The organism is Mycobacterium sp. E2989 (assembly GCF_001667595.1).
Taxonomy (GTDB): Bacteria; Actinomycetota; Actinomycetes; order Mycobacteriales; family Mycobacteriaceae; genus Mycobacterium.
On the sequence record NZ_LZJX01000127.1, the window covers coordinates 18,695 to 44,793 of the forward strand.

A 26,099-nucleotide genomic window follows, 5' to 3' on the forward strand; every position below is an offset into this window, starting at 1 on the left:
GGGTGGGAACACTGCCGCCATGGCTACCTACCGAGTGCTCAACCCGAAGGGCGACGTCGTCGCGACCAAGGACATCGAAAGCGCCGACAAGGCGCACGCGTGGTTCGCCGATGAGGCGGTCGAGGGCAACGAACTGGGCTGGCGCATGGAGGTCGAAGCCGACGGCGAATGGCGCTTCTTCGACGACAGCGAGGGCGATCGCAGCTACTAGCGTTCGCCCCCCGACGAGTGGGGCACCCGACACCAGCGGTGGCGGAGGGATTTGAACCCCCGGACGGTGTTAGCCGTCTCTCGCTTTCAAGGCGAGTGCATTAGGCCGCTCTGCCACGCCACCGCTGATTAGGGTAGCGGGACTCGGTAGCGTGGCCACCATGCGCGCAATCGTCGCCGAATCCCCCGATCAGCTTTCCTGGCAGGAGGTGCCGGACGCGTCCGCCGGCCCGGGCGAGGTGCTGATCAAGGTCGCCGCGGCGGGCGTGAACCGCGCCGACGTGCTGCAGGCCGCCGGCAAGTACCCCCCGCCGCCGGGCGCCAGCGAAATCATCGGCATGGAGGTGTCCGGCGTGATCGCCGAAACCGGCGACGGCGTCACGGGTTGGCAAGCGGGACAAGAGGTTTGCGCGCTGCTGGCCGGTGGCGGATACGCCGAGTACGTCGCCGTGCCCGCGGGTCAGGTGATGCCGATTCCCTCCGGTGTCGACCTCATCGACGCGGCCGGGCTGCCGGAGGTGGCCTGCACGGTGTGGTCCAACCTGGTCCTGACCGCCCACCTGGGCAAGGGCCAGCTGCTGCTGATGCACGGTGGCGCCAGCGGCATCGGGACCCACGCGATTCAGGTCGCTCGCGCGCTGGGTGCGCGGGTGGCCATCACGGCCGGTTCGGCGGAGAAGCTGGAGTTCTGCCGCGAGCTCGGCGCCGAGATCACCATCAACTACCGCGACGAGGATTTCGTCGAGCGGCTGCGGGAAAGCGGCGGCGCCGACGTGATTTTCGACATCATGGGCGCCGCCTACCTGGACCGCAACATCGACGCCCTGGCCGTCGACGGGCAGCTGGTCATCATCGGGATGCAGGGCGGCATCAAGGGTGAGCTCAACATCGCCAAGCTGCTGATGAAGCGCGCCCGCGTCATCGGCACCACCCTGCGGGCGCGCCCGGTCACCGGGCCCAACAGCAAGACTGAGATCGTGCAGGCGGTGATCGGGTCGGTGTGGCCGATGATCGCCGAGGGCCGCGTCCGGCCCATCATCGGCGCCCGGCTGCCTATCCAAAGGGCCGGCGAGGCACACCAACAGCTGACGTCGAGCAAGGTGACCGGAAAGGTCGTGCTGACCGTCTAGCCGCCGAGCGTGAACTGAGGGTGACGTTCCGCGCGTTTCGCCGCCGTGACGTCACGTTCGGCGAAAGGGGAGCGGCCGTCAGCCCAAAGACGCCAGCGCGCGCACCAACTGGTCGACCTCCGCCGTCGTCGAGTAGTGCGCCAGCCCGACGGTCACCGCGCCGCCGACGTCGTTGACGCCCAGCACGTCCAGGGCGCGGGAGTTCTCGCACGTGACGGCGAGGATCCCGTTGTCGGCCAACCGCTGCACCACCCGCTCGGCGGGCACCCCGTTCAACGCGAAACTGACGACCGGTATGCGCACCTCCGGCCGTCCGATCACCATCACCAGGGGCAACGACCGCAACGACACCATCAGGTAGTCGAAGATCCGGTTCATGTACAGGCCGGCCGACTGCATCGACACCGAGAGGCGTTCGCGCCTGCTGCCGCGGGCCGACTCGTCGAGCGCCGCCAGATACTCGATGCTGGCGACCACGCCGGCCAGCAGACCGAACTGGTGCGCACCGATCTCGAGGCGCGCCGCCCCGGTGGCCTTGGGGTCCGTCGATATCGAGCCGAACGAGTTGAGCAGCGCCGGGTCGCGGAACACCACCGCGCCGATCGGCGGGCCGCCCCACGCCAGCGCGTTCACCGCCACCACGTCGGCGTCGGTTTCCTTCACGTCGAGCAGGCGGTAGGGCGCGGCGGCGGAATGGTCGACGACCACCAACCCGCCGACGTCGTGCACCAGCTTGGTCATCGCCCGCAGGTCGGTGACCGTGCCCAGCGCCGCGGACGCCGATGAGACGGCGACCAGCCGGGTCGACTTGCCGATCAAGCCCTCCCACTGCCAGGTCGGCAGCTCGCCGGTCTCGATGTCGATCTCGGCCCACTTCACCTTGGCGCCGTAGCGGTGCGCCGCCCGCAGCCACGGGGCGATGTTCGCTTCGTCGTCGAGGCGGCTGACGATCACCTCGTAGCCCAGCCCGGCCCGCGAGGACGACGTCTCGGCCAGCGCCGACAACAGGATCGCGCGGTCGGCGCCGAGCACCACGCCCGCCGGGTCGACGTTGAAGAGGTCGGCCACCGCGGCCCGCGCGGCCTCCAGGATCGCGGCGCTGCGCTGCGCCGACGGGTGCGCACCCACCGCGGTGGCGCTGGACCGGCGGAACGCCGTGGAGACCGTGGTCGCGACGGAATCGGGGATCAGCATCCCGGTCGGTGCGTCGAAGTGCACCCACCCGTCACCCAGCGACGGATGCAGTCCGCGCACCCGGGCGACGTCGTAAGCCATGCCAGCCACCTTAGAGCTTCCGCTTCTCCGCGAAACTGTGACGGTAGCGGGTGCCCGGAGACGCTCGAGCCGTTCCAGCGTGCCGGTGGCTTCGAAGAGGCAGGACACCCGGCCAGCCATACTAGTCGAGTGGGCCTCTGGTTCGGAACGCTGATCGCATTGTTCTTGCTGATAGCGCCCGGGGCGGTCATCGCGCGAATCAGTCAGCTGAGTTGGCCCATCGCCGTCGCGGTCGGCCCGGCGCTGACCTACGGCGCCATCGCGCTGGCGATCATCCCGTTCGGCGCCGTCGGAATCCCGTGGAACGGCTGGACCGCGCTGGCCACGCTGATCGTGGTGTGCCTGGCGATGACGGTCCTGCAGCTGCTGCTCGGCCGCTTCCGCGACACCGAGGCCGAGGCGCGCGGGATCGGCCGGTTGCCGGCGCTGACCGTGGCGGCCGGGGTGCTGCTGGGTGCGCTGTTGATCATGTGGGCGGCCTACCGCGGCCTGGCCGCCCACTGGCAGACGGTGCCGAGCACGTGGGACGCCGTCTGGCACGCCAACGAGGTGCGGTTCATCCTGGACACCGGGCAGGCGTCGTCCACCCACATGGGCGAGCTGCGCAACGTCGAGACGCATCAGACGCTGTACTACCCGTCGGTGTTCCACGCGTGGGTGGCGGTGTTCTGTCAGCTCACCGGGGCGGCGCCCACGACCGGCTACACGGTGAGCTCGGTGGCGGCCTCGGTGTGGCTGTTCCCCGCCAGCGCGGCGATGCTGACCTGGAAGCTGCTGCGGGGGCGCTGGGGGGAATGGCGCACCGCCGCGGCGGCCGCCACCACCGCCGCGCTCTCCGTGTCGTTCACCTCCCTGCCCTACGTCGAGTTCGGCGTCGCCGCGATGCCCAACCTGGCCGCCTACGGCGTCGTCGTCCCCACCTTCGTGCTGATCGCCTCGACGCCGCGGCACCGCGACCGGATCCCCTTAGCGGTGCTGGCCTTCGTCGGGCTGATGTCCGTGCACCTGACCGGCGGGTTCATCGTCGTGCTGTTCCTGGTGGCCTGGTGGTTGCTGGACGTGCTGTGGAATCCGGTGCGCGGGCGGCTCGCCGACGCAATGACGCTCGCCGGCGTGACGGTGACCACCGCGCTGATCCTGCTGCCGCAGTTCATCAGCGTCCGTCAGCAGGAAGACATCATCGCCGGGCACTCATTCCTGACCAAGCTCAGCAAGAAGCGGGGGGTGTGGGACGCCGTCTTCCAGCACTCGCGTCATCTCAACGACTTCCCGTACCAGTACGGGCTGATGACGCTGGCGATCGTCGGCGGAATCATCTTCGCCTACAAGAGGATCTGGTGGCCGCTGGCGGTGTGGCTGTTGCTCGTGGTGGTCGACGTCGACGCGGGAACACCGCTCGGCGGCCCGCTCGGCGCGGTGGCCGGCGCGTTCGGGGAGTTTTTCTACAAGGACCCGCGCCGCATTTCGGCCGCCATCACGCTGCTGCTCGAGCCGATGGCCGGTGTCGCATTGTTCTTGATCGTCATGGTGGTGATGGCCGGCGCCCGACGAGTCGCCGGCCGATTCAAACCCTTGCCGGCGCCGGCCTGGACCGCGGCCACCGCGGTCCTGCTGGTGGCCACGACCGTGTTCACCGCCCGCCACTACTTCTATCGGCACCTGGTCCTGTTCGGCGACAAGTACGACTCGGTGATGATCGACCAGCGCGACCTGATGGCCATGGCCTATCTGTCCAAGCTGCCCGGGGCGCACACCACCGTGATCGGCAACGCCAACACCGACGGCACGGCGTGGATGTACGCCGTCGCCGACCTGCACCCGCTTTGGACCCACTACGACTACCCGCAGCAAATGGGCCCCGGCCCCAACCGCTACATCTTCTGGGCCGGCGCCCGCAAGGGTGAGTCCGATCCCCGGGTGGTCGAGGCGATCAAAGCGCTCAATATCCGGTACATCTACACGAGCATGCCGACGGTCCGGGGCTTCGCCGTACCCGACGGACTAGTGTCACTGGATAAATCGAAGTCGTGGGCGCTGATCTACGACAACGGTGGAGCCCGAATCTACGAATGGCGCGGAAACGACGGCGCGGCGCCGCACTCTTAGTGCGCAAAGGATGGTGATGGATGAGTACCGGCAACGACGACGATGGCATTGAGATCATCGGCGGCGTCGACCCGCGGATCATGGCGGTGGCGGAGGATGACTCCGACGAGCGCTCACTGACCGATTTGGTCGAGCAGCCGGCCAAGGTGATGCGCATCGGAACGATGATCAAGCAACTGCTCGAGGAGGTCCGCGCCGCACCCCTCGACGAGGCCAGCCGCAACCGGCTGCGCGAGATCCACGCGACCAGCATCCGCGAACTGGAAGAGGGCCTGGCGCCGGAACTTCGCGAAGAGCTCGACCGCCTGACCCTGCCGTTCAACGAGGACGCGGCGCCGTCCGACGCCGAATTGCGCATCGCCCAGGCGCAGCTGGTCGGCTGGCTGGAGGGCCTGTTCCACGGCATCCAGACGGCGCTGTTCGCGCAGCAGATGGCCGCCCGCGCGCAGCTGGAGAAGATGCGTCAGGGCGCGCTGCCCCCGGGCATCGGCAAGCCCGGCGGATCCGGGCACGGTCAGTACCTGTAAAGCGAAGCACGGTGGCGGGTCCTCACATCGAGACGCACAACGCGTGGGTGGAATTTCCCATTTTCGACGCGAAGTCGCGCTCGCTGAAGAAAGCCTTCCTGGGCAAGGCGGGCGGCACCATCGGCCGCAACGCGTCCAACGTGGTCGTCGTCGAGGCGCTGCGCGACATCACCATGTCGCTCGAGCTGGGCGACCGGGTCGGGCTGGTCGGCCACAACGGCGCGGGGAAATCGACTCTGCTGCGCCTACTTTCGGGGATCTACGAGCCCACCCGCGGCTGGGCGCAGGTCACCGGCCGGGTCGCACCGGTCTTCGATCTCGGGGTCGGTATGGACCCCGAGATCTCCGGCTACGAGAACATCATCATCCGCGGGCTGTTCCTGGGGCAGACCCGCAAGCAGATGCTGGCCAAGGTCGACGAGATCGCCGAGTTCACCGAGCTGGGCGACTACCTGTCGATGCCGCTGCGCACGTACTCCACCGGCATGCGGGTGCGGCTGGCCATGGGCGTGGTCACCAGCATCGACCCCGAGATCCTGCTGCTCGACGAGGGCATCGGCGCGGTGGACGCCGACTTCTTGAAAAAGGCCCAGTCCCGGTTGCAGGGCTTGGTCGAGCGGTCCGGAATCCTGGTGTTCGCCAGCCATTCCAACGAATTCCTCGCCCGCCTCTGTAAGACGGCGATGTGGATCGACCACGGCGTGATCCGCCAGTCCGGCGGCATCGAAGACGTGGTGCGCGCCTACGAGGGTGAGGACGCGGCCCGGCACGTACGCGAGGTGCTGGCCGAGACGGCCGCAGAAAAACCGCTGGCGCAAAGAGCATCCGGGGATGAGTGAGTCCGTCGTCGCTGTCGTCGTCACCCACCGGCGCCCCGACGAGCTGGCCAAGTCGCTGGGCACCCTGAGCAGCCAGACCAGGTTGCCCGATCACCTGATCGTCGTCGATAACGACGGGTGCGGCGACGGCCGGGTCCGCGACCTGGTCGCCGGCCAGCCGATCCCGACCAGCTACCTGGCCTCCCGCCGAAACCTCGGCGGCGCAGGCGGTTTCGCGCTGGGCATGTTGCACGCGTTGGCGCAGGGAGCCGACTGGGTGTGGCTGGCCGACGACGACGGGCGGCCGCAGGACTCGCACGTGCTGGCCACCCTGCTGGCGTGCGCGCAGAAGCACGGCCTGGCCGAGGTGTCACCGATGGTGTGCAACCTCGACGACCCCGAGCGGCTCGCGTTCCCGCTGCGCCGCGGGCTGGTATGGCGCAGGCGCGCAAGCGAATTGCGCACCGAGCCCGGGCAGGACCTGCTGCCCGGCATCGCGTCGCTGTTCAACGGCGCGTTGTTCCGGGCGTCCACGCTCGAAGCGATCGGCGTCCCCGACCTGCGGCTGTTCATCCGCGGCGACGAGGTCGAGATGCATCGGCGACTGGTGCGGTCGGGCCTACCGTTCGGCACCTGCCTGGACGCGATCTACTTGCACCCCTGCGGGTCCGCGGAATTCCGGCCGATCCTGGGCGGCCGCATGCACACCCAGTACCCCGACGACCCGACCAAGCGGTTCTACACCTATCGCAACCGCGGCTACCTGTTGTCCCAGCCGGGGCTGCGCAAGCTGCAGGTGCAGGAGTGGGTGCGGTTCGGCTGGTACTTTCTGCTGACCCGCCGCGACCCCAGGGGCCTGGCGGAGTGGATTCGGTTGCGCCGCTTGGGCCGTCGGGAGCAGTTCGGCGGGTCGCCACCATCGAGTCCGGGAGGCACGCAATGACGTTTCTGGACGCCGCCGCCCAGTCGCGGACCTTCACCCGGGCCCGGGGCGATCTGGTCGCGGGCTTCCGCCGGCACGAGTTGTGGCTGCACCTGGGCTGGCAGGACATCAAGCAGCGCTACCGCCGCTCGGTGCTGGGGCCGTTCTGGATCACCATCGCGACCGGCACCACCGCCGTCGCGATGGGCGGCTTGTACTCCAAGCTCTTTCACCTCGAGCTGTCCGTGCACCTGCCCTACGTGACGCTCGGCCTGATCATCTGGAACCTCATCAACGCCGCCATTCTGGAGGGCGCCGACGTCTTCGTCGCCAACGAGGGTCTGATCAAGCAACTCCCCACCCCGCTGTCGGTGCACGTGTACCGCCTGGTGTGGCGGCAGATGATCTTGTTCGCGCACAACATCGTCATCTACGTCGTCATCGCGATGATCTATCCGAAGCCGTGGTCGTGGGCGGACCTGTCGGTGATCCCGGCGCTGGCGTTGATCGTGCTGAATTGCATTTGGGTGTCACTGTGTTTCGGCATCCTGGCCACCCGCTACCGCGACATCGGGCCGCTGCTGTTCTCGGTGGTGCAGCTGTTGTTCTTCATGACGCCGATCATCTGGAACGACGACACGCTGCGGCAGCAGGGCGCGGGCCGGTGGTCGAAGATCGTCGAGCTCAACCCGCTGCTGCACTACCTCGACATCGTGCGCGCCCCGCTGCTCGGCGCCCATCAGGAGTTGCGGCACTGGGCCGTGGTGGCGGTGCTCACCGTCGTCGGCTGGTTGTTGGCGGCTGTCGCGATGCGGCAATACCGGGCCCGGGTGCCGTACTGGGTCTAGCTCACATGAGCGGCGGGCCGGGATCGAGCCAGGCGAGCGAATCATCGATCTGCCCTTTGTATTGCGGGCAGTAGGCGGACACCGAAAGGCCGACGAAGAACCCGGCCTGTCGCGCCGTCAGACTGGTGTCTTTCATCACCTTCATCGCGAGCAGGCTCGACCGCTGGTTGTTGTCCAGCCCGGCGCACACCGAGCGGGCCATCGAGATCGCGGTGCCCGGGTCGTTGATGACGATCCCGTTGTCGGCGAGGGCCCCGAGGAAGGCATCGTCGGGTGGATCCGCCGCGGCCGGGGCGGCAGAAAGCAGCGCGGCGCACAGCGGGGCCGCCACGACTGTCGACCACTTCACCGGACCGACGTTCATGTCATCAACGATAGGCCTCCAAGGATCCTTTGAGGATCCCGCAAGGAGCGCGACAGAGGCTGCGGTCCATGGGCAACACCATCTACCTCGACGGCGCCCGCGTGGCCACGATGCACCGCGCCGACGCCCCGTTGGGCCGCACGGCCCGGTTCCACCTGCGCAAGTTGTTCGACAACTTGCCCTGCTGCCACCGCTCGTGGGCCAACCAAGGCAAACGCTTCTTCCTGCACGGCTTCGAGCGGGCCTTTGACATCGAATTCGCCTGCGCCGAAACCGAACCCGAAACCGAGGCGGTGATCGACGAGGGCACCCTCGACGAGGTCAAGACGGCGCTGCGCGACCAGTTCGACCACACCACGCTGATCGCCGTCGACGACCCCCAGCGCGACCTGTTCGAGTTGCTGGCCGACCGGGGCGTCATCGACCTGCGGATCATGGACGACACCGGGATGGCGGGCACGGCCGCCTGGACCTTCGAGACGGTCGAACGCATCGTCGAGCGGGCGACCGGCGGCCGCGTCTGGGTATCGCGGATCAAGGCGCGCGAGAGCCGCAACAACGTCGTCACCCTGACGGCGGGACCCGTTTAGAACGAAACACGACGCTCGCAATGCCGATGCGGGAGTATGCGTTCGTGAGCGACGCCTCGGCAATCGGCTGCGTTGGGACGTTGACCGTGGCAACCCGTGGCGACCGCGGCGCCGGGGAGGTACTGGTCACCGTGCGCGGCGCCAAGGAGGCCTTCCTGGCGTGGTCCGACGAGCCGCTGCCGAAGGGCGCCGAGGTGCTGGTGGTGGAGGTCAGGGAAGCCCGGACGGTGGTCGTCGAACCCTGGCACGGCCTCGCCTGATCTGAATTGACCGCCCGGATCGTCCGGGATACAACAGCGAAACCCAAAAGGAGTCCCCATGCTCGGTTACAAGGTGCCCTCCCCCGACGAGGCGATGCTGATCTCGGGCGGCCGAAGCAAGAGCAACGCCCCATTTCGCGTCGTGACCGGCCACGGCGCCTTCATCATGCCGTTCTTCCGCAAGGCCCGCTTCCTCACGCTGGCGATGTGTGAGGCCGAGGTGGCCGAGAAATGCGTGACCCAGCAGGGCATCACGCTCAACGTCCGGGCGGTGATCGCGTTCAAGGTTGGCAACGACACCGAAAGCATCATCAGCGCCGCCCAGCGATTCCTGTCCGAACAGGATCAGATGTCCGTGCTGACGGGCCGCATCTTCGCCGGCCACCTGCGGTCGATCATCGGCTCGATGACCGTCGAGCAGATCATCCGGGAACGCCAGAAACTGGCGACCGAGGTGCTCGACGGGTCCAAGGAGGAGATGGCCCGCATCGGGCTCACCGTCGACGCGCTGCAGATCCAATCCATCGACGACGACGGGCTCGGCTACATCAACGCGATGTCGGCGCCGCACAACGCGGCCATCCAGCAGCAGGCCCAGATCGCCCAGGCCCAGGCGAATCAGGCGGCCGCCGAAGCCGAGCAGGAATCGCAGCGCAAGCAGGCGGAATTCGCCCGCGAGACCGCAATCGTCAAGGCGCAGTACAAGGCCGAGGTCGACAAGGCCCAGGCCGAGGCCGCGCAGGCGGGGCCGCTCGCCGAAGCCGAGGCCCAGCGCGAGGTGCTGCAGATGCGCACCGAGCTGGCCCAGCGCGCCGCCGAACTGCGCCAGCAGGAACTGGTCGCCGAGGTGGTCAAGCCCGCCGAGGCCGAGGCCGAGCGCGTGCGGATCCTGGCCGTCGCCGACGCCGAGAAGATGAAGATCCAGGCCGAGGCCGCGGCGTCGCACAACCGGGTCGCCCTGGACAAGGCGCTGATCGATCAGCTGCCCGAGATCGTGGAGAAGGCGGCCCGGGGGCTCGCCAACGCCAACGTGACCGTGCTCAACGGCGCCGAGGGACTCACCGAGGTGGCCAGCGGGCTGGTCGCCCAGGGCCGGGCCATTTTCGACGCCCTGCGCGGCACCGTCGACTACTACGACGACACCGACGCCGCGCCGCCGATCGCCACGAACTCCGAATCGGGTTCGATCGCCCACTGAGGGGGAACTCGCCGCTTGGCCAATAATGGTGACGGCCAACTCGTCGCGGTGCGACACTGGAACGCCATCTGAGCAAATTGGGCGAAAGGGTCCACCGACGTGAGCAAGAAGGTCCAGTCAGCGGCGGACGCGGCGAAAGAGAGCCTGGCCGCGGAGCTCGACCGGCTGCGGCAGCGGCGCGACCGCCTCGAGGTAGAGGTCCGCAACGACCGTGGCATGGTGGGCGATCACGGCGACGCCGCCGAGGCGATCCAGCGCGCCGAGGAGCTGGTGGGGCTCAGCGACCGGATCAACGAGCTGGACCGCCGGCTGCGCACCGGACCGTCCGACCCCGACGCCTCGGAGACGCTGCCCGGTGGCACCGAGGTGACCCTGCGCTTCTCCGACGGCGAAGTGGTCACCATGCACGTGATCTCGATCGTGGAAGAGACGCCGGTGGGTCGGGAAGGCGAGACGCTGACCGCGCGCAGCCCCCTGGCCCAGGCGTTGGCCGGACACAAGGCGGGCGACACGGTGACCTACTCCACGCCGCAGGGCGAGGATCAGGTCGAGCTGATAGCGGTCAAGCTGCCCCGCTAAAGCGTCCCGTAGCGTCCCCGGCGCGGCCCGCCGGCCCGGATAGACTCCCCCCGATGGTTGCCCCGCCGCCCGATGCCGCACCGCCCAGCCCGCAGTTGAGCCTGACGACTCAGGTGATGCGTTTCGTCGTCACCGGCGGCCTGGCCGGGATCGTCGACTTCGGCCTGTACTTGGCGCTGTACAAAGCGGTGGGCGTCCAGGTCGACCTGGCCAAGGCGACCAGCTTCGTCGTCGGCACCATCACCGCGTACCTGATCAACCGCCGGTGGACGTTCCAGGCGGCGCCCAGCACCGCGCGTTTCGTCGCGGTGATGATCCTCTACGGCATCACCTTCGCCGTGCAGGTCGGGCTGAACCACCTGTGCCTTGCGCTTATGCACTATCGCGGGTGGGCAATACCCGTCGCGTTCGTGATCGCGCAGGGCACCGCGACGGTGATCAACTTCGTCGTGCAGCGAGCCGTGATCTTCCGCATCCGCTGAGCCACCTGCGCACGGCGGTTTTGCCCGCCTCCTCCTCGGGACGCAAGCGTCCCGCATCGTCGCGCGGGCAGGCGGTAGCCTCTTTGACGATGTTGAGCACCGAACTTGGAACCACCCCCACCCGGCTGACCGGCTTCGGCCGCACCGCGCCGTCGGTGGCCGAGGTGCTCTCGACCCGCGATCCGGAGGTGATCGCCAAGGCCGTCGCGCGGGTGGCCGAGTCCGGCGGCCCGAACGGGCGGGGCGTCATCGCGCGCGGGCTGGGCCGGTCCTACGGGGACAACGCCCAGAACGGGGGCGGCCTGGTGATCGACATGACCGGGCTCAATCGCATCCACTCGATCAGCGCCGACACCCGGCTGGTCGATGTCGACGCAGGGGTGAGCCTGGACCAGCTGATGAAGGCGGCGCTGCCCTTCGGGCTGTGGGTTCCGGTGCTGCCGGGCACCCGTCAGGTCACCGTCGGCGGCGCGATCGCCTGCGACATCCACGGCAAGAACCATCACAGCGCGGGCAGCTTCGGCAACCACGTCCGCTCGATGGATCTGCTGATGGCCGACGGCACCATCCGCACCATCACCCCCGACGGCCCGGACGCCTCGGACGCCGAGCTGTTCTGGGTCACGGTCGGCGGCAACGGCCTGACCGGGATCGTGCTGCGCGCGACCATCGAGATGACACCCACGGAGACGGCCTATTTCATCGCCGACGGCGTCGCCACCAAGGACCTCGACGAGACGGTCGCGGTCCACCTCGACGGCAGCGAGGCCAACTACACCTACTCGAGCGCCTGGTTCGACCTGATCAGTCCGCCGCCCAAGCTAGGCCGTGCCGCGGTCAGCCGCGGCAGCCTGGCGAGGCTGGACCAATTGCCGGCGAAGCTGGCCAAGAATCCGCTGAAATTCGATGCGCCGCAACTGTTGACGGTGCCAAACGTGTTTCCGGTCAGCGCGATGAACAAGCTGTCGTTCATGGCCATCGGCGAGGTGTACTACCGGCTGGGCGGGACCTACTCCGGCAAGATCATGAACCTGTCGCAGTTCTACCACATGCTCGACCTGGTCAGCGGATGGAACAACGCTTACGGCCCAATGGGTTTCGCCCAGCACCAGTTCCTGGTTCCGCCGGACGCGATGGACGAATTCAAGGACATCATCCGCTGGATCCAGACCAGCGGCCACTACTCGGCGTTGAACGTCTTCAAACTGTTCGGCCCGGGCAACCGCGCGCCGCTGAGCTTTCCGATGGCCGGGTGGAACGTGGCGATGGACTTCCCCAACAAGCCGGGGATCAACGAGTTCCTCAACGAACTCGACCGGCGCGTACTGCAATTCGGTGGCCGGGTCTATACGGCCAAGGATTCCCGTGCCAGCGCCGAAACCTTTCACGCCATGTACCCGCGCATCGACGAGTGGATCGCGGTGCGCCGCAAGGTGGATCCTTCGGGGGTGTTCGCCTCGGACATGGCCCGACGTTTGGAGCTGTTGTAAATGGTGCTCGACGCTGTGGGTAACCCGCAGACCATCCTGCTGCTCGGCGGTACCTCGGAGATCGGGCTGGCCATCTGCGAGCGTTACCTGCAGAACGCGCACGCCCGGATCGTGCTGGCCGCCATGCCCGATGACCCGGGCCGCGACGCCGCCGTCGCCCAGATGAAGGCCGCGGGCGCGCGGTCGGTGGAGCTGATCGACTTCGAAGCCACCGACCCCGACAGCCACCCGAAAATGATCGAGGAGGCGTTCGCCCACGGCGACGTCGACGTGGCCATCGTCGCCTTCGGGATCCTCGGGGACGCCGAAGAGCTGTGGCAAGACCAGCGGAAGGCCGTGCTCGCCGCCGAAATCAATTACACCGCAGCGGTTTCGGTGGGGGTGCTGCTCGGCGAGAAGATGCGGGCCCAGGGCTTCGGCCAGATCATCGCGATGAGCTCGGCCGCGGGGGAACGGGTGCGGCGGTCCAACTTCGTCTACGGCTCCACCAAGGCGGGACTGGACGGCTTTTACCTCGGACTCGGAGAAGCCCTGCGCGAGTACGGGGTTCGCGTCCTGGTGATCCGCCCCGGCCAGGTCCGCACCCGGATGAGCGCGCACGTCAAGGAAGCGCCGCTGACCGTCGACAAGGAGTACGTCGCCAACCTCGCGGTCACCTCGGCCGCAAAGGGTAAGGAATTGGTTTGGGCGCCAGGAGCATTCCGGTACGTGATGATGGTGTTGCGACACATCCCGCGGCCCATCTTCCGCAAGCTGCCCATCTGATCATGCGTAACGCCCTGGCCAGCCTAGGCCAGATGTTCGTGGCGGTGGCGGTGGCCGTCGTCGTCGCCGTGGTCTCGCTGACCGCGATCTCCCGGGTGCAGTGGCCCGCCTTCCCGTCGTCCAACCAGCTGCACGCGCTCACCACGGTGGGACAGGTGGGCTGCCTGGCCGGTCTGGTAGCCGCGGGTTGGGCATGGCGACGGTGGCGCCGGCCCGCGCAGCTGGCCGGGCTGGTGTTCGTGTCGGCGTTCACCGTGGTGACCCTGGGCATGCCGCTGGGCGCGACCAAGCTGTACCTGTTCGGCATCTCCGTCGATCAGCAGTTCCGCACCGAGTACCTGACCCGGCTGGCCGACAGTCCGGCCCTGCGCGACATGACCTACATCGGGCTGCCGCCGTTCTACCCGCCGGGCTGGTTCTGGATCGGCGGGCGGGCCGCGGCGCTGAGCGGAACGCCGGCCTGGGAGGTGTACAAGCCCTGGGCCGTCACCTCGATCACCATCGCGGTCGCCGTCGCGCTGGTGCTGTGGTGGCGGATGATCCGGTTCGAGTACGCGCTGATCGTCACCACCGCGACGGCCGCGGCGACGCTCGCCTACGGTTCGCCCGAGCCGTACGCCGCGATGATCACCGTGCTGCTGCCGCCGGTGCTGGTGCTGACCTGGTCGGGGCTGCGCGCCGGCGAACGGCGGGACTCCCCCGAGCGTCACGCCAGCGTGACGCCGGACGCCGACGGCCACGCTGGCGTGACGCTCGAGGCGGCGGCGGAGCCACAGGCGCGAAGCGGCTGGGCCGCCGTCATCGCCGCCGGCCTTTTCCTGGGTTTCACCGCGACGTGGTACACGCTGCTGTTCGGCTTCAGCGCCTTCACGTTCGGCGTGATGGGCCTGTGGGTGGCCGGGTCGCGCTGGCGGCAGGGCGGTTTCAGGGCGGCGCTGGAGCCGCTGCGCCGGCTGGCCGTCATCGCGGTCATCGCGGCGGCCATCGCGAGCACCACCTGGCTGCCGTTCCTGTTGCGGGCGGTCGGCAGCCCGGTGAGCAACTCCGGCAGCGCCGCGCATTACCTGCCGGCCGACGGCGCCGTGCTGACCTTCCCGATGCTGCAGTTCTCCCTGCTGGGGGCGGTCTGCCTGCTGGGCGCGCTGTGGCTGGTCGTGCGCGCGAGGTCGTCGGTCCGGGCCGGCGCCCTGGCCATCGGCGTGCTGGCCGTTTACCTATGGTCGCTGCTGTCGATGCTCACCACGCTGGCGCGCACCACGCTGCTGTCGTTCCGGTTGCAGCCCACCCTGACGGTGCTGCTGGTGGCCGCCGGGGCGTTCGGGTTCGTCGAGGCGACGCGGGCGCTGTCCGCGCGCAGCCGGGCCGTGCTCCCCCTGGCCGGCGCCGTCGGCCTGGCCGCGGCGATCGCTTTCAGCCAAGACATTCCCGACGTGCTGCGGCCCGACCTCACCGTCGCCTACACCGACACCGACGGCAACGGGCAGCGCGGCGACCGCAGGCCGCCGAGCTCGGAGAAGTTCTACCCCGACATCGACCACACCATCACGACCGTGACCGGCCGGCCGCGCGACCAGACCGTCGTGATGACCGCCGACTACAGCTTCCTGTCCTTCTATCCCTATTGGGGATTTCAGGGACTGACGTCGCACTACGCCAACCCGCTGGCGCAGTTCGACCTGCGGGCCGCCCAGATCAACAAGTGGTCCAAACTCAAGTCCGCCGACGAGCTCCTCCACGCGCTGGACACCTGCCCCTGGCCGCCGCCGACGGTGTTTCTGATGCGCCGCGGCGCAAACGGCAACTACACCCTGCGGCTCGCCGAGGACGTCTACCCCAACCAGCCCAACGTCCGTCGCTACACCGTCGACCTGCGGGCCGCGCTCTTCGAGAGCCCGCAGTTCGTCGTCCACAGCGCCGGCCCGTTCGTGGTGGCCATCCGCAAGCCCGGACCGAGCCGCTGATGAGCACCGACACCGTGCCTCAAAAGGGGCCGCCGGGCGTCGAAGAACTAGCATCTACCACCGTGACCGACACGGGAGCGAACCACCGGATCACTCGGTGGGTTGCAATCGTCGCCGGGCTGCTCGGGGCTTTGCTGGCCCTCGCCACCCCCCTGCTGCCGGTCAATCAGACCACCGCGCAGCTGAACTGGCCGCAAAACGGCACGTTCGCAAGCGTCGACGCCCCCCTGATCGGGTACGTGGCCACCGACCTCAACATCACCGTGCCTTGCCAGGCCGCCGCCGGGCTGGCCGGACCGCAGAACGCCGGCAAGACCGTGCTGTTGTCCACCGTGCCCAAGCAGGCGCCCAAGGCCGTCGACCGCGGGCTGCTCATCCAGCGCGCCAACGACTACCTGGTGGTGGTGGTGCGCAACGTCGCGGTCGTCACCGCGCCGCTCAGCGAGGTGCTCAGCCCGGCCTGCCAGCGGTTGACCTTCACCGCGCACGCCGAGAAGGTCACCGCCGAATTCGTCGGGCTGACCCAGGGCCCCAACACCGAGCACCCCGGCGCGCCGCTGCGCGGGGAGAAGAGCGGCTACGACTTCCGGCCCCAGATCGTCGGCGTCTTCACCGATCTCGCCGGGCCGACCCCGCCCGGCCTGAGCTTCTCGGCGACCGTCGACACCCGCTACAGCAGCAGCCCGACGCAGCTGAAGATGGCCGCGATGATCCTCGGCGTCGTCCTGACGGCCGCCGCGCTGGTCGCGCTGCATCTGCTCGACACCGCCGACGGCACCCGGCACCGCCGCTTCCTGCCGTCGCGCTGGTGGTCGGTCAGCGGGCTGGACGCGCTGGTCATCGCCGTTCTGGTGTGGTGGCAGTTCGTCGGTGCGAACACCTCCGACGACGGCTACATCCTGACCATGGCCCGGGTGTCCGAGCACGCCGGCTACATGGCCAACTACTACCGCTGGTTCGGCACGCCGGAGGCCCCCTTCGGCTGGTACTACGACCTGCTGGCGCTGTGGGCCCACGTCAGCACGGCCAGCATCTGGATGCGACTGCCCACCCTGGCCATGGCGCTGACGTGCTGGTGGGTGATCAGCCGGGAAGTGATGCCCCGCCTGGGCCACGCCGTCAAACGAAACCGCGGTGCGGCATGGACGGCGGCCGGCATGTTCCTGGCGGTGTGGCTGCCCCTCAACAACGGCCTGCGCCCCGAGCCGATCATCGCGCTGGGCATCCTGCTCACCTGGTGCTCGGTGGAGCGCGCGGTGGCCACCAGCCGGCTGCTGCCGGTGGCGGTCGCCTGCATCATCGGCGCGCTGACCCTGTTCTCCGGGCCGACGGGCATCGCCTCGATCGGCGCCCTGCTGGTCGCGATCGGGCCGCTGCGCACCATCCTGCACCGCAGGTCCAAACGGTTCGGCGCGCTGCCCCTGGTGGCGCCGCTGCTCGCCGCGGTCACCGTCACCACCATCCTGATCTTCCGGGACCAGACGCTGGCCGGTGAGATCCAGGCCAGCATGCTCAAGCGCGCCGTCGGGCCCAGCCTGAGTTGGTTCGACGAGCACATCCGCTACGAGCGGTTGTTCATGGCCAGCCCCGACGGGTCGGTCGCGCGCCGCTTCGCCGTGCTGGCGCTGATCCTGGCGCTGGCGATCACCGTGGCAATGTCGTTGCGCAAGGGCCGAATTCCGGGCACGGCCGCCGGGCCCAGCCGCCGCATCGTCGGCATCACCATCATCTCGTTCATCGCGATGATGTTCACGCCCACCAAGTGGACCCATCACTTCGGGGTGTTCGCCGGGTTGGCCGGATCGCTGGGTGCGCTGGCCGCGGTCGCGGTGACCGCCGCAGCGATGAGGTCCCGCCGCAACCGCACCATGTTCGCCGCGGTGGTGCTGTTCCTGGCGGCGTTGTCGTTCGCGAGCGTCAACGGCTGGTGGTATGTGTCCAATTTCGGTGTGCCATGGTCGAATTCGTTCCCGGCGTGGCATTACGCCTTCGCCACGGCGCTGCTCGGCCTGACCGTTCTAGTGCTGCTGGTGGCGGCATGGTTCCATTTCGTTTCACCGAACAACGGGTCGTCCCGGACCCGCGCGACCGGAATCATCCAGTCCCCCTTGGCAATTGCGACATGGTTGCTGGTCGTGTTCGAGGTCGCGTCGCTGACCCTGGCGATGACCGACCAGTACCCCGCCTGGTCGGTGGGCCGCTCCAACCTGCAGGCTTTGGCCGGCAAGTCCTGCGGCCTGGCCGAGGACGTGCTGGTGGAACAGGATCCCAACGCCGGGGCGCTGGCCCCGGTGGGCGCCTCGGTGGGCGACGCGCTGGGAGCGGGCTTGTCGGAAGCCTTCACCCCCAACGGCATTCCCGCCGACGTCCGCGCCGACCCGGTGATGGAGCGTCCGGGCGACCGCAGCTTCATCAACGACGACAAGCTGGTCACCGGCGCCGAGGCCGGCACGGAAGGCGGGACCAACCCGGCGCCGGGAATCAACGGTTCGGTGGCCCAGCTGCCCTACAGCCTGGATCCCTCGCGCACGCCCGTCCTGGGCAGCTGGCGCCCCGGCATCCAGGTGCCCGCCCACCTGCGGTCGGGCTGGTACCGCCTGCCGGCCCGCGACAAGGCGGGGCCGCTGCTGGTGGTCAGCGCGGCCGGCCGCTTCGACCCCCGCGAGGTCCAGGTTCAGTGGGCCACCGACGAGGAGGCCGCCGGCGGACACCCCGGCGGGTCGTTCCAGTTCGCCGACGTCGGGGCCTCGCCGGCGTGGCGCAACTTGCGGTTGCCGCTGTCGGCCATCCCCAGTAACGCCACCCAGCTGCGGTTGGTCGCCGACGACGAGGACCTGGCGCCGCAGCACTGGATCGCGCTCACACCGCCGCGGATCCCGCAGCTGCGCACGCTGCAGGACGTGGTCGGATCCAAAGACCCGGTGTTCCTGGACTGGCTGGTCGGGCTGGCGTTCCCGTGCCAGCGGCCGTTCGGCCACCAGAACGGCGTCGACGAGACGCCGAAGTGGCGCATCCTGCCGGATCGCTTTGGCGCCGAAGCGAATTCGCCGGTGATGGACAACAACGGCGGCGGCCCGCTGGGGGTCACCGAGCTGCTGCTGAAGGCGACCACCATGGCCACCTATCTGAAGGACGACTGGTCGCGTGACTGGGGCTCGCTGCAACGGTTGACGCCGTATTACGCCGACGCCCAGCCCGCCCGGCTGCAGCTGGGTACGACCACGCGCAGCGGGCTGTGGAGTCCCGCGCCGCTGCGCAAGACGTAGGCACCGCGGACATGACGGCCACCCTGATGAGCATGGCCCGCGACGAGCGGGCCGACCTGGCCGAATTCCTCGCCACCCTGACGCCACAGCAGTGGGACGCGCCCAGCCTGTGCACGCGCTGGACCGTCAAAGACGTTGTCGCGCATATGATCAGCTACGAGGAGCTCGGCGCGCTGGGGCTGCTGAAGCGCTTCGCGAAGGGCTGGGTCGTCAGGGCCAACCAGGTCGGTGTCGACGAGTTCGCCGACCTGAGCCCCCAGCAGCTGCTCGACTTCCTGCGCGCCCATCTGGAACCGCGCGGGCTGACGGCGGGCTTCGGCGGCATGATCGCGCTCGTCGACGGCACGATTCACCACCAGGACATCCGCCGCGCGCTGGGCCGCCCGCGCACCGTGCCGGCCGATCGGCTCGAGCGGGTGCTCGGTCTGGTCCCCGGCAATCCCAGGCTCGGGGCCGGCCGCCGGATCCGCGGGCTGCACCTGCGCGCCACCGACATCGAGTGGGCGCACGGCCGCGGCCCCGAAGTGATCGGGCCCGGCGAGGCGCTCCTGATGGCGATGTCCGGCCGACCCGCGGCGCTCGCCGAGCTCGACGGCCCGGGCCTGGACACGCTGGCCGCCCGGCTGCCCCGGTGAACAGCCCGAAGACCCGCTGCGCGGCCCCGCGTCCTCAGCGGACATAGCGGCTTCGCTTACGATCGAGCCTCGTGCCCCACGACGATGATCGGCGATCCCAGCGGATCCCACGCTTGGTGGCCGTCGTCGCGGGGCTTGTCGGACTGCTGCTGTGCGCGCTGGTCCCGTTGCTCCCGGTGAAGCAGACCACCGCGACCGTGCTGTGGCCGCAGGGCACCGCCGACGGGCACGTCACCCAGGTCACCGCGGCCCTGGTGTCCGGCGCGCCGCGCGCGCTGGACATCTCCATCCCGTGCGCCGCGATCGCCACGCTGCCCGCCGTCGGCGGCCTGGTGGTCTCCACCCTGCCCGCGGGCGGGTTGGACGCCGGCAAGAACGGGCTGTTCGTCCGGGCCGACAAGGATCTGGTGGTGGTCGCCTTCCGCGACACCGTGGCCGTGGCGGCGCCGCGCCCGGCGGTGACCGGCGGAGCCTGCAGCGTGCTGCACGTCTGGGCCGACGCGGGCACCGCGGGGGCCGACTTCGTCGGCATCCCGGGCGCCTCCGGGATCCTGCCGTCGGAAAAGAAGCCCCAAGTCGGGGGCATCTTCACGGATTTGAAGGTGCCCGCCCAGCCGGGGCTGTCGGCCCGCATCGACATCGACACCCGGTTCATCACGGCCCCCACCGCCGTCAAGCAGCTCGCGATGGCCGTCGGGGCCCTGGCCGTCCTCACGGCCGTCGTCGCGTTGGCCGCGCTCGATCGCCGCAGTCGCGGCGGCGGCGCGCTGGTGAACTGGCGCTCGCCGATCGCTTGGCTTGCCCGCTACCGCCCGCGGGCCCGGTGGAATTCGTGGCGGCGCGTCGGGATCGCGACATGGATCGCCGACGCCGGGGTGATCGCGACGCTGCTGGTCTGGCACGTCATCGGCGCCACCTCCTCCGATGACGGTTACAACCTGACCATCGCCCGCGTCGCCCCGAAGGCCGGCTACATCGCCAACTACTACCGCTACTTCGGCGCGACCGACGCGCCGTTCGACTGGTACCTCGGGGTGCTGTCCCGGCTGGCGTCGGTCAGCACCGCCGGCGTGTGGATGCGCCTGCCCGCCACGCTGGCCGGGATCGCCTGCTGGCTGATCATCAGCCACTGGATCCTGCGCAGGCTGGGCCCCGGCAGGGGCGGCCTCGCCGCGAATCGGGTGGCGGTGTTCACCGCGGGCGCGGTGTTCCTGGCCGCGTGGTTGCCGTTCAACAACGGGCTGCGGCCCGAGCCGCTGATCGCGCTGGGCGTGATCATCACCTGGATGCTGGTGGAGCGCGCGATCGCGCTGCAGCGCCTGGCCCCCGCCGCCGTCGCGATCTTCGTCGCGATGCTCACCGTGACGCTGGCGCCGCAGGGCCTGATCGCCGTCGCCGCGCTACTGACCGGCGCCCGGGCCATCGTCCAGATCATCCGGCGGCGCCGGGCCACCGACGGGCTGCTGGCTCCGGTCGCCGTGCTGGCGTCGTCGCTGTCGTTGATCACCATCGTGGTGTTCCGCAGTCAGACGCTGGCAGGAGTCGCGGAGTCGGCGCGCATCAAATACAAGGTCGGGCCGACCATCGCCTGGTACCAGGACTGGCTGCGCTACTACTTCCTCACGGTGGAGTCCAACCCCGACGGGTCGATGGCGCGCCGATTCGCCGTGCTGGTGCTGCTGCTGTGCATGTTCGGCATGCTGGTCACCCTGCTGCGCCGCGGCCGCATCCCGGGCGTGGCCAGCGGCCCGGCGTGGCGGTTGATCGGCACCACGGCGTTCGGCCTGCTGTTGTTGACTTTTACGCCGACGAAGTGGGCGGTCCAGTTCGGTGCGTTCGCCGGGCTGGCCGGGGCGCTGGGTGCGGTGACCGCCTTCGCCCTGGCCCGGATCGGCCTGCACAATCGCCGCAACCTGACGCTTTACGTGACCGCGCTGCTGTTCGTGCTGGCGGTCGCGACCTCCGGCGTCAACGGCTGGTTCTACGTCGGCAACTACGGGGTGCCCTGGTATGACATTCAGCCGGTCGTCGCCAGCCACCCGGTGACGTCGATGTTCCTGGCGCTGTCGATCGCGACCGGGCTGCTCGCCGCCTGGCAGCACTTCCGGATGGACTACGCCGGCCACACCGAGGTCAAGGACAACCGGCGCAACCGGGTTCTCGCGTCGACGCCGCTGCTGGTGGTCGCGACCATCATGGTGGTCGGCGAAGTCGCCTCCCTGACCAAGGGCGCGGTGTTCCGCTACCCGCTCTACACCACCGGCAAGGCCAACCTGGCCGCCCTGACGTCCGGGCTCTCGCCGACCAGCTGCGCCATGGCCGACGACGTGCTGGCCGAGCCCGACCCCAATGCGGGCATGCTGCAGCCGGCGCCCGGGCAGACCTTCGGCCCGGACGGACCGCTCGGCGGCAGCAACCCGGTCGGCTTCAAGCCCGACGGCGTCGGCGACGACCTGAGGTCGTACCCGGTGGTCACCAAGCCGGGGGTGGTGAATTCCACCGGGTCACCCAACAAGCCCAATGCCACCATGAGCGACTCGGCCGGCACCGCCGGCGGTAAAGGCCCGGTCGGGATCAACGGCTCGCACGCGGCGCTGCCGTTCGGCCTGGACCCGGCCCGCACCCCGGTGATGGGCAGCTACGGCGAGAACTCGCTGGCCGCCACCGCGACGTCGGCGTGGTACCAGCTGCCGCCGCGTAGCCCGGACCGGCCGATCGTGGTGGTGACGGCGGCCGGCGCCATCTGGTCGTACAAGGAGGACGGCACCTTCACCTATGGGCAGCAGCTGAAACTCCAGTGGGGCGTCGCGCGTCCCGACGGCACCACGCAGCCGCTGGCAGAGGTGTATCCGATCGACATCGGGCCGGAGCCGGCGTGGCGCAACCTGCGGTTCCCGCTGACCTGGGCACCGCCCGAGGCGAACGTGGCGCGCATCGTCGCCTACGACCCGAACCTGAGCTCGGATCAGTGGTTCGCCGTCACGCCGCCGCGGGTCCCGGTGCTGGAGACTTTGCAGCAGTTGATCGGGTCGCGCACCCCGGTGCTGATGGACATCGCGACCGCCGCGAACTTCCCATGCCAGCACCCGTTCACCGAACACCTTGGCGTTGCCGAACTTCCGGACTACCGGATCCTGCCCGATCACAAGCAGACGGCGGCCTCGTCGAACGGGTGGCAGGCCGGCGAGGACGGGGGCCCGTTCCTGGTCACCCAGGCGATGCTGCGCACCTCCACGGTCTCGACGTATCTGCGCGGCGACTGGCATCGCGACTGGGGATCGGTGGAGCAGTACTTCCGGTTAGTGCCGGCTGACCAGGCGCCGGATGCCGTTATCGAACAGGGTGTGATGACTGTGCACGGCTGGAGCCGGCAGGGACCGATTCGGGCACTGCCATGAGCGCGACGACGGCGGCCGGCAAGGACGTGCGGACGACGCGCTGGGTGGCGACCATCGCCGGCTTGCTCGGGTTCGTGCTCTCGATGGCGACCCCGCTGCTACCCGTCGTGCAGACCACCGCCACATTGAACTGGCCACAGAACGGCCAACTGAATAGCGTTACGGCGCCGCTGATTTCGCTGACCCCGGTCGACATCACGGCGACCGTGCCATGCTCAGCCGTGCGCGCCCTGCCGGCTGAGGGCGGGGTCGTGCTGAGCACGGCGCCCAAGAAGGGCAAGGACGCCGCGCTGAACGCCCTGTTCGTCGTCGTCAACGGCAAGCGTGTGGACGTCACCGACCGCAATGTGGTGATCGCCAGCGCGCCGCGGGACCGGGTGGAGTCCCCGCAATGTCAGCGCATCGAGATCACCTCGACGAAGGCCGGCGCGTTCGCCACCTTCGTCGGGCTCAATGATCCGGCGGGCAAACCGATTAGCGGTGGTTTCGCCGACCCGAACCTGCGGCCGCAGATCGTGGGGGTGTTCACCGACCTCACCGGCCCCGCGCCGCCGGGCTTGAAGTTGTCGGCGACCATCGACACCCGGTTCTCCACCACGCCGACGACGCTGAAGCTGACCGCGATGGTGCTGGCGATCCTGTCGACGATCGTCGCGCTGGTCGCGCTGTGGCGCCTCGACCAGTTGGACGGCCACCGGATGCGCCGGCTCATCCCCGCGAACTGGCGCACGTTCACCCTGGCCGACGTCGCGGTGATCTTCGGCTTCCTGCTGTGGCACGTGATCGGGGCGAACTCGTCGGACGACGGCTACATCCTGGGCATGGCCCGGGTGGCCGATCACGCCGGCTACATGTCGAATTACTTCCGCTGGTTCGGCAGCCCCGAGGACCCGTTCGGCTGGTATTACAACCTGCTGGCGCTGATGACCCATGTCAGCGACGCCAGCCTGTGGATGCGGTTGCCCGACCTGATCGCCGGCATCGTGTGCTGGTTGCTGCTCTCCCGTGAGGTGCTGCCCCGACTGGGGCCCGCGGTCGCGGCCAGCAGGCCGGCGAACTGGGCGGCGGGCATGGTGCTGCTCACCGCGTGGATGCCGTTCGACAACGGCCTGCGCCCCGAGCCGATCATCGCCGTCGGCTCGCTGATCACCTACGTGCTGATCGAGCGCTCCATGCGCTACAGCCGGCTGACGCCCGCCGCGCTGGCCGTCATCACCGCGGCGTTCACCCTCGGCGTCCAGCCCACCGGACTGATCGCGGTGGCCGCGCTGGTCGCCGGTGGCCGCCCGATCCTGCGCATCCTGGTCCGCCGGCATCGGCTGGTCGGCACCTTGCCGCTGGTGGCGCCCATGCTCGCCGCGGGCACGGTCATCCTGACGGTGGTGTTCGCCGACCAGACGCTGTCAACGGTGTTGGAAGCCACCAGGATTCGGACCGCGATCGGACCCAGCCAGGCCTGGTACACCGAGAACCTGCGCTACTACTATCTGATCCTGCCCACCGTCGACGGCTCGCTGTCGCGGCGCTTCGGCTTCCTGATCACCGCGCTGTGCCTCTTCACGGCCGTGTTCATCATGTTGCGGCGCAAGCGAATTCCCGGCGTCGCCCGCGGTCCGGCCTGGCGGTTGATGGGTGTCATCTTCGGCACCATGTTCTTCCTGATGTTCACCCCGACCAAGTGGGTGCACCACTTCGGGCTGTTCGCGGCGGTGGGCGCCGCGATGGCCGCGCTGACGACGGTGCTGGTGTCGCCCAAGGTGCTGCGCTGGTCGCGCAACCGGATGGCGTTCCTGGCGGCGGTGCTGTTCGTGTTGGCGCTGTGCTTTGCCACCACCAATGGCTGGTGGTACGTCTCCAGCTACGGCGTGCCGTTCAACAACAGCATGCCGAAAATCGGCGGAATCACCATCAGCGGAGTCTTTTTCGCGCTCTTCGTGATCGCCGCGGTGTACGCGGCCTGGTTGCATTTCGCCGGCCCCAGCCATGGCGAGGGTCGGCTGGCCCGGGCGCTGACGGCCGCGCCCGTCCCGCTGGCGGCCGGCTTCATGACGCTGGTGTTCATCGCGTCGATGACGGCCGGCATCGTGCGTCAATACCCCACCTACTCCAACGCCTGGGACAACCTGCGGGAGTTCAGCGGGGGATGCGGGCTGGCCGACGACGTGCTCGTCGAGCCCGACAGCAACGCGGGCTTCATGGCGCCCTTACCGGGCGACTACGGACCGCTGGGCCCGCTGGGCGGCGTCAACCCGACCGGGTTCACCCCCAACGGCGTGCCGGACCGCACCCTGGCCGAGTCGGTCAAGGAAACCTCGGTGCCGCAGCCCGGCACCGACTACGACTGGGACGCGCCGCTCAAGCTGACCAACCCGGGCGTCAACGGGTCGACGGTGCCGCTGCCGTACGGCCTCAACCCCGAGCAGGTTCCGGTGGCCGGCAGCTACACGACCGGGCCGCAACAGCAGAGCAGGCTGACCTCCGCGTGGTACCAGCTGCCGAAGGCGGACGATGGGCACCCCCTGGTGGCGGTGACCGCCGCGGGCACGATCACCGGCAACAGCGTGCTGCACCACCACACCACCGGGCAGACCGTCGTGCTGGAGTACGGCAAGCCGGGACCCGGCGGCGACCTGCTGCCGGCCGGGCGCATCGTGCCCTACGACCTCTACGGTGAGCAGCCCAAGGTGTGGCGCAACCTGCGCTTCCCGCGCGCCCAGATCCCCGCCGACGCCGTCGCGGTGCGCGTGGTCGCCGAGGACCTGTCCCTGACGCCGGACGACTGGGTCGCCCTGACCCCGCCCCGCGTGCCGGAACTGCGCTCCCTGCAGGAGTACGTCGGTTCGACGCAGCCAGTGCTGATGGACTGGGCGGTCGGGTTGGCGTTCCCGTGCCAGCAGCCGATGCTGCACGTCAACGGGGTCACCGAGATTCCGAAATTCCGGATCACCCCGGACTACAACGCCAAGAAGCAGGACACCGACACCTGGCAGGACGGCGTCAACGGCGGCCTGCTGGGCATCACCGACCTGCTGTTGCGGGCGCACGTGATGTCCACCTACCTGTCCCGCGACTGGGGCCGGGACTGGGGATCGCTGCGCAAGTTCGACACCATCGCCGACGCGCAGCCCGCCCAGCTCGATCTCGGCACCGCGACCCGCAGCGGCTGGTGGTCCCCGGGCCCGATCCGGATTAAGCCGTGACGATTAATAAAGGCTTTCGCCGTAATTCGGCAGCCGCCAAATAACCGCATAAATTAACGATTGAGTAATTGCCGA

General features: G+C 69.1%; 21 protein-coding genes and 1 tRNA gene. 19 read left to right on the plus strand and 3 right to left on the minus strand.

Features of this window, described 5'->3' with window-relative positions; genetic code table 11:
- The first annotated feature begins 19 nt into the window (after positions 1–19).
- Complete coding sequence (locus A5680_RS23375) at positions 20–211, plus strand: hypothetical protein (RefSeq protein WP_055405523.1); 192 nt, start codon at positions 20–22, stop codon at positions 209–211.
- A gap of 36 nt (positions 212–247) precedes the next feature.
- Here A5680_RS23375 and A5680_RS23380 read toward each other — a convergent pair.
- Positions 248–334, minus strand: a tRNA-Ser gene (locus A5680_RS23380).
- Positions 335–371: 37 nt separating this feature from the next.
- Here A5680_RS23380 and A5680_RS23385 point away from each other — a divergent pair.
- A complete protein-coding gene (locus A5680_RS23385; protein ID WP_067823843.1) occupies positions 372–1,340 on the plus strand; it encodes an NAD(P)H-quinone oxidoreductase in 969 nt (322 codons plus the stop codon).
- 78 nt (positions 1,341–1,418) lie between these two features.
- On the opposite strand, the gene A5680_RS23390 is transcribed toward A5680_RS23385, so the two are convergent.
- The gene (locus A5680_RS23390; RefSeq protein WP_067823741.1) at positions 1,419–2,615 is read right to left on the minus strand and encodes a cysteine desulfurase-like protein; all 1,197 of its coding nucleotides are present in this window, start codon (positions 2,613–2,615) and stop codon (positions 1,419–1,421) included.
- A gap of 129 nt (positions 2,616–2,744) precedes the next feature.
- Between A5680_RS23390 and A5680_RS23395 the strand changes: the two genes are divergently transcribed.
- From A5680_RS23395 to A5680_RS23415, 5 genes are read left to right on the plus strand one after another with little or no spacing between them, the layout of a single operon-like run.
- On the plus strand, positions 2,745–4,721 hold the full coding sequence (locus A5680_RS23395) for a DUF6541 family protein (protein ID WP_067823744.1): 1,977 nt from the start codon (positions 2,745–2,747) through the stop codon (positions 4,719–4,721).
- Between the two features lie 20 nt (positions 4,722–4,741).
- A complete protein-coding gene (locus A5680_RS23400; protein ID WP_055405601.1) occupies positions 4,742–5,248 on the plus strand; it encodes a bacterial proteasome activator family protein in 507 nt (168 codons plus the stop codon).
- 11 nt (positions 5,249–5,259) lie between these two features.
- Entirely contained in the window at positions 5,260–6,087 is an 828-nt protein-coding gene (locus tag A5680_RS23405; RefSeq protein ID WP_055405602.1) for an ABC transporter ATP-binding protein, read from the plus strand.
- The gene (locus A5680_RS23410; protein ID WP_067823747.1) at positions 6,080–7,009 is read left to right on the plus strand and encodes a glycosyltransferase; all 930 of its coding nucleotides are present in this window, start codon (positions 6,080–6,082) and stop codon (positions 7,007–7,009) included. The genes A5680_RS23405 and A5680_RS23410 overlap by 8 nt, the downstream gene beginning before the upstream one ends.
- On the plus strand, positions 7,006–7,836 hold the full coding sequence (locus A5680_RS23415) for an ABC transporter permease (protein WP_067823752.1): 831 nt from the start codon (positions 7,006–7,008) through the stop codon (positions 7,834–7,836). Before A5680_RS23410 ends, A5680_RS23415 begins: the two co-directional genes overlap by 4 nt.
- Before the next feature lies 1 nt (position 7,837).
- Here A5680_RS23415 and A5680_RS23420 read toward each other — a convergent pair whose 3' ends face one another.
- A complete protein-coding gene (locus tag A5680_RS23420) occupies positions 7,838–8,200 on the minus strand; it encodes a DUF732 domain-containing protein (RefSeq protein ID WP_055404595.1) in 363 nt (120 codons plus the stop codon).
- Between the two features lie 68 nt (positions 8,201–8,268).
- Between A5680_RS23420 and A5680_RS23425 the strand changes: the two genes are divergently transcribed.
- The 12 genes from A5680_RS23425 (at position 8,269) to A5680_RS23480 (ending at position 26,024) form a co-directional block, all read left to right on the plus strand.
- Entirely contained in the window at positions 8,269–8,790 is a 522-nt protein-coding gene (locus tag A5680_RS23425) for a 6-carboxytetrahydropterin synthase (RefSeq protein WP_055404594.1), read from the plus strand.
- A 44-nt stretch (positions 8,791–8,834) separates the two neighbouring features.
- Positions 8,835–9,050, plus strand: coding sequence for a hypothetical protein (locus A5680_RS23430; protein ID WP_082459932.1), 216 nt, complete (start codon positions 8,835–8,837; stop codon positions 9,048–9,050).
- A gap of 58 nt (positions 9,051–9,108) precedes the next feature.
- Positions 9,109–10,248, plus strand: coding sequence for a flotillin family protein (locus A5680_RS23435; RefSeq protein ID WP_067823755.1), 1,140 nt, complete (start codon positions 9,109–9,111; stop codon positions 10,246–10,248).
- Positions 10,249–10,347: 99 nt separating this feature from the next.
- The gene (locus A5680_RS23440) at positions 10,348–10,827 is read left to right on the plus strand and encodes a GreA/GreB family elongation factor (protein WP_067823758.1); all 480 of its coding nucleotides are present in this window, start codon (positions 10,348–10,350) and stop codon (positions 10,825–10,827) included.
- 116 nt (positions 10,828–10,943) lie between these two features.
- Positions 10,944–11,309 carry a GtrA family protein gene (locus A5680_RS23445; protein WP_156349657.1) on the plus strand — a complete coding sequence of 122 codons (366 nt, stop codon included), beginning with the start codon at positions 10,944–10,946 and terminating at the stop codon, positions 11,307–11,309.
- A gap of 89 nt (positions 11,310–11,398) precedes the next feature.
- Complete coding sequence (locus A5680_RS23450; RefSeq protein ID WP_067823762.1) at positions 11,399–12,799, plus strand: FAD-binding oxidoreductase; 1,401 nt, start codon at positions 11,399–11,401, stop codon at positions 12,797–12,799.
- Positions 12,800–13,564, plus strand: coding sequence for a decaprenylphospho-beta-D-erythro-pentofuranosid-2-ulose 2-reductase (locus A5680_RS23455; RefSeq protein ID WP_055404588.1), 765 nt, complete (start codon positions 12,800–12,802; stop codon positions 13,562–13,564).
- 2 nt (positions 13,565–13,566) lie between these two features.
- Positions 13,567–15,525: a galactan 5-O-arabinofuranosyltransferase gene (locus A5680_RS23460; RefSeq protein WP_067823765.1), complete on the plus strand. Its 1,959-nt coding sequence runs from the start codon at positions 13,567–13,569 to the stop codon at positions 15,523–15,525.
- Positions 15,525–18,791 carry an arabinosyltransferase domain-containing protein gene (locus A5680_RS23465; RefSeq protein WP_156675212.1) on the plus strand — a complete coding sequence of 1,089 codons (3,267 nt, stop codon included), beginning with the start codon at positions 15,525–15,527 and terminating at the stop codon, positions 18,789–18,791. The genes A5680_RS23460 and A5680_RS23465 overlap by 1 nt, the downstream gene beginning before the upstream one ends.
- 11 nt (positions 18,792–18,802) lie before the next feature.
- Entirely contained in the window at positions 18,803–19,426 is a 624-nt protein-coding gene (locus A5680_RS23470) for a maleylpyruvate isomerase family mycothiol-dependent enzyme (RefSeq protein WP_067823847.1), read from the plus strand.
- 71 nt (positions 19,427–19,497) lie between these two features.
- A complete protein-coding gene (locus tag A5680_RS23475) occupies positions 19,498–22,824 on the plus strand; it encodes an arabinosyltransferase domain-containing protein (protein ID WP_067823768.1) in 3,327 nt (1,108 codons plus the stop codon).
- Complete coding sequence (locus tag A5680_RS23480; RefSeq protein ID WP_067823772.1) at positions 22,821–26,024, plus strand: arabinosyltransferase domain-containing protein; 3,204 nt, start codon at positions 22,821–22,823, stop codon at positions 26,022–26,024. The genes A5680_RS23475 and A5680_RS23480 overlap by 4 nt, the downstream gene beginning before the upstream one ends.
- The last annotated feature ends 75 nt before the right edge of the window (positions 26,025–26,099 follow it).